The sequence below is a fragment of the Streptomyces zinciresistens K42 genome, from assembly GCF_000225525.1.
Taxonomy (GTDB): Bacteria; Actinomycetota; Actinomycetes; order Streptomycetales; family Streptomycetaceae; genus Streptomyces; species Streptomyces zinciresistens.
Genome location: NZ_AGBF01000429.1, coordinates 1 through 1,630, shown reverse-complemented (window position 1 = coordinate 1,630; position 1,630 = coordinate 1). Strand labels below are relative to the sequence as shown.

2 protein-coding genes are annotated in these 1,630 nt (G+C 73.0%); one reads left to right on the top strand and one right to left on the bottom strand.

The window, feature by feature from the left end; genetic code table 11:
• Positions 1 to 51 precede the first annotated feature (51 nt).
• The gene (locus SZN_RS37005) at positions 52 to 615 is read left to right on the top strand and encodes a GNAT family N-acetyltransferase (RefSeq protein WP_007506467.1); all 564 of its coding nucleotides are present in this window, start codon (positions 52 to 54) and stop codon (positions 613 to 615) included.
• A 10-nt stretch (positions 616 to 625) separates the two neighbouring features.
• Here SZN_RS37005 and SZN_RS37000 read toward each other — a convergent pair.
• Positions 626 to 1,630 (bottom strand): type IV secretory system conjugative DNA transfer family protein (locus SZN_RS37000; RefSeq protein WP_007506466.1); only part of this gene is annotated, 1,005 nt, incomplete at its 5' end.

The following is a 1,630-nucleotide window of genomic DNA, read 5'->3' as shown; positions in this document are numbered from 1 at the left end:
CCAGGAGAATCCGTTCGCGGGTGGCCGTACCCGGGTACTACGGTGGCGGTCATGAGCACCTTGAGTCCCGGGTCCTATGTCATCCGGTCGATCCGTGCCGACGAGTGGCCGGCCGCGAAGGAACTGCGGCTCGCGGCGCTTCAGGACCCGATCGCGCCATTGGCCTTCCTGGAGACCTACGAGCAGGCCCTGCAGCGGCCCGACGGATACTGGCAGGAGCGGGCCGTCCGGGCCTGTGACGGTGCCGACGACGCGCAGCAGATCATCGCGGAGGGACCGGACGGGTCCTGGGTCGCCACGCTGACGGTGCTGATCGAGGAGCCCGGCACGACGGACTGGGCCGGAGCTCCCATCGAACGCAAGCAGGGGCACGTCGTCGGGGTGTTCGTGCGGCCCGAGGAGCGCGGCAGCGGGCTCACCGACGTGCTGTTCGACGCCGCCCTGGAGTGGTCGTGGGCGCGCGGCGTGGAGCGGGTGCGGCTCATCGTGCACGAGGACAACGGTCGGGCGCAGCGCTTCTACCGCAGAACCGGGTTCGCGCCCAGCGGCGTGATCGTGGCCCTCCCCGGTCAGCCGGAGGCGTCCGAGTTGGAGTTCGTGCTGGAACGGCCGTGAACGGCCTGGCTCAGAACGGGAGTTCGTGGTGGGGCCAGCGGGAACGGGCCTGTTCTCGGGACCGGAGCAGGGCCAGGGCCGGCATGCCCCGGTCCGCTCCGGTGGCCAGGAGCTCCGGCAGTTGGGGCACCGGAGCCACCGCGGCGACGTCGTCCAGGACGAGCGTCATTGGTGGGTCGAGGCGACCGGAGGATGACCGTCCGGCCATGCGCCGGCCGCGCTCGACCACGCTGGAGACGAGGGCCGTCAGGAGCGGCATCGCGCCCGGATGGCTCCTGGGGTCCTCGATGGATTCACCGACCACATAAAGCGTGCCCCCTTCGTGGACGAAGGAATCCAAGGTGAGCGCATCAGTTCGGTGCGGTGTGCACGCCTCGCGGATGTTCACCATCGACAGTGCGGACAGCGCCCTGGTGGTCAACTCCACCGCCATGTCGCGGCGTTCCGGATGGGCGGTCAGCGCCGCCTCCAGCTCGCCCGCGGAGCCCGGGGCCGCCTTCGGGTGGGTGCGCAGGGTGCGTACGGCGTCCTGGATCTGGCTCCCCTGCGACCAGCGGTGGACGTGCCGGACGGTGCGGCCGTCGACGGCGGCCGCGTGCAGATAGCTGCGCAGCAGGGTCTCAGCGGTGTCGGCCACGGCTTCGTCGAGCTTGGCGGACGGACGTACCGGCGCCAGGAGGGCGGCCGCGCGCTGGGCCGCGCGCTGTCTGTCCTCGCAGCCCGCGACCGGGGACCAGTGCAGGCGGGCCGGGGTGTCGCAGAGATGGCCGGGGTCGTAGAGGAGGACCGGGCCCAGCTTGGCGCGGGAGTCCTTGGTCTCCTGCCAGAGCGGCGGGTGCGAGGTGACGACGACGACGGCGCCCTCGGCGTCGCGCACCGCCTGGCTCGCGGTCGGGAACCGGGCCTCGCGCGGCGCCACGACCACCGCCGCGCGCCCCGGCGCCGGGGCGGCGAGCAGGGCGCCGGCGGGCTGCTCCGACGGCGGGGGGACCGGTTCCGAGCGCGGTGCCGGGAC

Coding starts and splice junctions, on each gene's coding strand:
- SZN_RS37005 (WP_007506467.1), top strand. CDS start 52: ATGAGCACCTTGAGTCCCGGGTCCTATGTCATCCGGTCGATCCGTGCC.